Source organism: Streptococcus sp. 2100 (assembly GCF_013276335.1).
GTDB classification, from domain to species: domain Bacteria; phylum Bacillota; class Bacilli; order Lactobacillales; family Streptococcaceae; genus Streptococcus; species Streptococcus pseudopneumoniae.
Genome location: NZ_VMKV01000102.1, coordinates 1 through 6109, shown reverse-complemented (window position 1 = coordinate 6109; position 6109 = coordinate 1). Strand labels below are relative to the sequence as shown.

Annotated in this window: 3 protein-coding genes; all 3 read right to left on the bottom strand. The window is 39.7% G+C overall.

Annotated features, from left to right (window positions below):
• Positions 1 to 76 precede the first annotated feature (76 nt).
• Positions 77 to 1582, bottom strand: a complete 1506-nt coding sequence (gene pyk / locus HT669_RS10645) for a pyruvate kinase (protein ID WP_001042799.1) — start codon at positions 1580 to 1582, stop codon at positions 77 to 79.
• Between the two features lie 58 nt (positions 1583 to 1640).
• Positions 1641 to 2648: a 6-phosphofructokinase gene (gene pfkA, locus HT669_RS10640; protein WP_050261439.1), complete on the bottom strand. Its 1008-nt coding sequence runs from the start codon at positions 2646 to 2648 to the stop codon at positions 1641 to 1643.
• Positions 2649 to 2730: 82 nt separating this feature from the next.
• Positions 2731 to 5832 carry a DNA polymerase III subunit alpha gene (locus HT669_RS10635; RefSeq protein ID WP_172922171.1) on the bottom strand — a complete coding sequence of 1034 codons (3102 nt, stop codon included), beginning with the start codon at positions 5830 to 5832 and terminating at the stop codon, positions 2731 to 2733.
• Positions 5833 to 6109: the final 277 nt, after the last annotated feature.

The following is a 6109-nucleotide window of genomic DNA, read 5'->3' as shown; positions in this document are numbered from 1 at the left end:
CTACAGTTGACAAAGAGCCCAAAAAAGCCTATCACACAAGCTCTAAAGCTGGATATGATAGGTTTTTATATTTTTCTTAACGTACTGTGCGGATACGCATTGTATTTGTACGAACAGCTTCTCCTACTGGTACACCAGCAACGATAACGATATCATCGCCTGACTCAACGAGACCTGCTTCTACCGCTTTACGTTCAGCGATTTCGAACATATCGTCAGTTGAAGATGGAGCATCTGTCAACATTGGGATAACACCCCAGTTCAACATCAATCCACGTTCTGTCAATTCATCAAATGTCAATGCTAAGATATCAGCATTTGGACGGTATTTAGAAATCAAACGTGCAGTATGACCTGTCTTAGTAAGAGTTACAACCAATTTGATATCCATTGAGTTAGTAGCATCTTTAACAGCTGAAGCCATTACTTCTGTCTTAGAGTTACGTTCAAATGAATCTGAATCCAAACGTCCGTATTCATTAAGAAGAGTTTGAGCGTTCTTGTCTATTGTAGCCATTGTAGTTACTGACTCGAGTGGGTATTTACCGTTTGCAGACTCGCCTGACAGCATTGTAGCGTCAGTTCCGTCGATAACAGCGTTGAATACGTCTGATACTTCTGAACGAGTTGCACGTGGTTTTTCAGTCATTGTTTCAAGCATGTTTGTTGCAGTGATAACAACTTTACCTGCAGCATTGACTTTCTTGATAATCATTTTTTGGTAAACTGGAACCATTTCGAATGGTACTTCGATACCCATATCACCACGAGCAATCATAATACCATCAGCAGCTTCGATAATTTCATCCAAGTTATCGATACCTTGTTGGTTTTCGATTTTAGCGAACAATTGAACATGTCCGTTTCCAGTTTCTTCACAGATTGCACGAACTTCGTTCACGTCTTTTGCAGTACGTACGAATGAAATCGCAATAAAGTTGATACCTTGTTCAAGACCAAAGCGGATATCGTCGTTATCACGTTCAGCAAGGGCTGGGAAAGGAATTTTAGTGTTAGGAATATTCACACCTTTTTGTTTAGCGATGATACCATCGTTTTCAACTTCCACTTCAAATTCACGAGTTGCGTCATCTTTAGCAACCACACGAAGACCAAGTTTACCGTCGTCAACCAACACTTGACGACCAACTTCAACATCATCATAGATATCAAGAGCACCAGCAACGTTCAATGCAATCACTTCACGAGTTGATTTGATTCCTTGTTTAGTTGCAACACGGATTTTCTCACCAGTTTTGTATGAATACTCTTTAGCTTCACCTTCGAACAATTCTGTACGGATTTCTGGTCCTTTTGTATCAAGAAGGAAACCAACTTTTTTACCTGCAAGTTTTTCAGCAAGTTTAACAGTTGCCATACGCTCACCTTGTTCTTGGTGGTCACCGTGTGAGAAGTTGAAACGGAATGTGTTAGCACCAGCTTCAATCAATTGAGCAATGTTTTTAGCTGAAGCTTCAACATCAAGTTTTTCACCCCAGTATCCGTCATCACCGAATTTTTTACCACCACGGATTTCTACCGCAGGACCCAAAGTTGCAACGATTTTTACACGTTTGTTCATGATTTTTGTGACTCCTTTATAGATATGACCTTTTTGGTCTTATTAACTAAATTGTAAATTATGACAAGCTCTTATTCAAGCTAGATAGCTCAATATCGGCTTTGTGTGGGTTGTTAACTACAATCTTACCTTCTGCAGTAAGGCTAAACAATGCTCCTTCTTCTGCCGTTCCAAGAATTTGGTTTTCAACCATTTTCTCGTTACGGATACCAACCGCAACACCACCAATACCTTCTTTAAGAAGTTTAACAGCATGGGCACCCATACGTGACGCCAATACACGGTCACGCGCAGTTGGAGAACCACCACGTTGAATATGTCCAAGTTCTGTCACACGAAGGTCGCTTGTATCTCCAGCTTCTTTAAGTTTTTGACCAAATTCAGCTGCTGACATCACACCTTCAGCTAAGACGATGATATTGTGTTTTTTACCACACTCATAACCACATTTAATGCTTTCTACGATGTCTTCAATCTTGAATCCTTCCTCAGGAATGATGATTTCATCTGCACCAGTTGCAATACCAGCCCAAAGAGCGATATCACCAGCGTTACGTCCCATAACTTCAATAACAAAAGTACGACGGTGACTTGATGATGTATCACGAATCTTATCAATAGCATCCATAGCAGTTGTAACCGCTGTGTCAAAACCGATTGTAAAGTCAGTACCAACGATATCGTTATCGATTGTACCTGGAAGACCGATAGCAGGGAAACCATGCTCAGTCAAACGCATAGCGCCGTGGTAAGAACCGTCTCCACCGATAACAACTACACCTTCAATGCCGTGTTTTTTCAATTGCTCAATCCCTTTTAGTTGCCCTTCAAGTTGAGCGAACTCTGGGTAACGAGCTGAGTGAAGGAAAGTACCACCACGAGAAATGATGTCTCCTACTGAAGCTGCATCTAGGGGATGAATTTCACCGGCAACCATACCAGCATATCCGTCATAGATACCAAACACTTCCATTCCTTCTGAAATTGCTTGACGAACAACTGCACGGATAGCAGCGTTCATACCAGGGGCGTCTCCACCACTAGTCAAAACAGCAATACGTTTCATATTGGTTTATGCTCCTTTTTCTTTTAACAGTCTTCTTGATTATACCACATTTGATTTTAAAATTCTTCTATTTTCCGTATTTTTAGCGATAAATCGTTTTCATAACGATTTCATTCAATTTCTCCTCTAATTCATCAGATTTAACTACAAAATAATGGGGAGAAACGATGGTTTTCTGTTCCTCCTCATACCGGATGATGACTGGGATTGAGCCTTTAAATTGTTCTAAAATACGTGAAATTTCTTGATCCGATTCATGATTTTTCACCTGTATCCAAAAGCGTTCAGCAACTGCTTCTCTTATTTCTTGTGCAATCATTTGCAGACGGCCATCACGTGATTGTATTTTTCCTTTTATATAGTAGAAGGCTCCCTCTTTTATTTCCTGTCCAACCTGACGATATAAGTCTGAAAAGAGAGTGACGTCCAATTTTTTCTTACTATCATCTACCTGTAAGAAGGCCATATTTTCACCCTTTTTGGTACGAATCACTTTTATTTTCTGAACTTCAACCAAAATAATAGCATAGCTATTTTCTGACAAATTTCCGATTGGGGTAATTGGGTAAATAGCTTTACTTGCGATAGTTTGTAGTGGATGTTTGCTGACACCTATCCCTAAAAGCTCTTGTTCCATATAGAATTTTTCTTGTTCCGTCCAATCCTCCGATTCCTGCCAACTATAAATAGTATCTCCAAATAAACTTCCCAACTCTTTCACAAATTCAAATAGATTGGCTAAGTTATTAAATACTTTTTGACGATTTTTTTCAAATAAATCAAAAAGACCAACTTTTACCAAAGGTTCTAGCAGAGGTAGTTTCAGATAATTCTCAGGTAATTTAGCTATAAAATCTTCAATGTTAGAATAGGGTCTATTTTCAATAATCCAGAGAGCTAAATCATTACTGACTCCCTTAATCGATTTCAATCCTAGATAGATGGACTTGTTGGCAATTTTATCGTGATAGGGAATGGTGTTGATGGACAGAGGAGCCACTTCAAAGCCTGCTTCAAGTGCATCTATTAAGTAATCACTGTTGGCAGAATTCAACATGACCTGATAAAAAATGGCTGGATAATGCGTTTTGAAATAAGCCAACTGGAAGGCCAAAGCTGAGTAAGCATAGGCATGTGACCTGTTAAAACCATAACCTGCAAACTTCTCCATGACATCAAAGACCTGCTCTGCTTTTTCCACAGTATGACCAGCTTCTAAGGAGCCTTGAATAAAGGAAGCTCTCATCTCATGCATGGCAGAAGCATCCTTTTTCCCCATAGCTCGACGCAAAATATCGGCCTTCCCAAGACTAAATCCAGCAAACCGCTGAGCTACCTGCATAACCTGCTCCTGATAGAGCATGATACCATAGGTTGGAGCCAAAATATCCTCCAGTACTGGATCCAGAACAGTCACTTCTTCCTGCCCATGTTTTCTTGCCACAAAATTATTGATATAATCACTAGCACCTGGTCTATTTAGAGAAGTAGTCGCTACGACATCTTCAAAACAGACTGGTTGCACACGCTTAAGCAGACGAATGGCACCAGGTTGTTCAAATTGAAAGATACCTTTTGTATTGCCAGAAGCAAATAAAGCTAACGTTTCTTTATCTTCCAAATCAATCTCGTTGATAGCTATCTTAATCCCTTCTGTTTCAGCAAGCAACTCTTGCATTTTCTGAACAAAGGTCAAATTTCGCAGTCCCAGAAAATCCATCTTCAAAAGACCGCTAGCCTCAACTCCATGAGCATCATACTGAGTCAGTGGAATTTCATCACCATGCTTTAGAGGAATGTAATTGGTCAAATCTTGATCGCTAATCACAACACCAGCTGCATGGACAGAGGTTTGTCTTGGATACCCCTCAATCTTGCAGGCAATTTCAAAGGCTTTTTGGTATTCTAACTTACTATTAATTTGCTGACGAAACTGGAGATTGCCCTCATAGGCTGACTTGAGATTATCACGGAAACTGATTTTCTTGGTAATTGCGGATAATTCATACTCTGGAACACCAAAGCGTTTCAAGACATCACGCAGAGATTGCTTGGCACCAAAGGTAGAAAAAGTAACGATTTGTGCCGCATGTTTACTGCCATATTTATTACCAACATATCTGATAAAATCTGGACGATAAATATCTGGGATATCAATATCAATATCAGGCATGGTATAGCGTTCACGATTGAGAAAGCGTTCAAAAATCAGATTTTTCTCTACTGGGTCAATCCCTGTAATATCTAAGGCATAAGAAACCAAGCTACCAACTGCAGAACCCCTTCCCATTCCCATATAGTAGCCATTCAGTCGTCCAAAACGCAACAAATCCCAAACAACCAAGAAATAATCATCAAATCCCATATCATGAATAACAGCCAATTCTTGGTCTAGACGGTCTTGATATTCTTTACTAGTCAATCCCTTCTGAGCAAGCCCAAGCTCAGCGCGTTCTCTCAACTCTTCTACTGCTGGTCTAGCTGGGTTAAAACGAGGCAGTTTCAGACTCGTATCCAAGTCGTAAGAAATGCCTGAAATCAGCTTTTCTAAATTGTCTAAGGCTTGTGGAAATCGTTCTAGGAATAATTTCTCTAAAGAACTTGCTGATATAAGGACATCTTGTCGTGAGCGCAAGGGAACTTCTCTAAGCGGTAGGTTTTCTTTAATCGCTGTTAAAACTTGAAGAACTTCTCTATCCCTGCTTTCAAAAGCATTGACCCGATAGAGGGGCAAGATTGGATGATAAAATTCGCTTGCTGGTGTTTCCGGATAAACCCCTATATAGTAATCACAGCCTAGTTCTAACGACTCCAGTCCATCAAAATAAGGCACAATTACCGCAATATCATTTAAGTACTGAGATAAAACCGACCAATTTTTCTCCCCCTGCATCTTGGCTGTCGAAAGCTTCATCAACTGCTGATAGCCCACACTAGATAAAGCTAAAAAGCGCAGATTCACTTCCTGAGCATCCACAAACACAGTCATTTCAAGCCCTAATAAAGGATGAATGCCATATTTTTTTGTAACCTCTAGAAAGTCAAAAGCACCATAAAGATTGTCAATATCCATTATAGCCAGATGAGTGTAGCCGAATTCTTTAGCTGCTCTCACATACTTTTCAATCGAAATGACGCTTTCCATAAAACTATAGACTGTTTTTGTATCTAGTTGTGCGATCAATTTACACTTCTCCTCTATCCTTCTCACTATATTATACCATTTTCACCTATAAAAGGCTTCTCTTGAGAAAAATTTCATCAGCTTACTAATTTACTTTCTATTCATTTGTATTTTTCCCGACTTTATCACTTAAAAAATACAAAAGGGCAGCTAACCCCTTGCGCGACAAGGGATTTCGCTGTTCTTTAATCTCGTTTAGGTGTTGTATATGGAGCTTTGGCGTAATTTTTGAGTTCTTCAAACTTCACGAACCCTTTGTTCCATTCCATGCCCAATA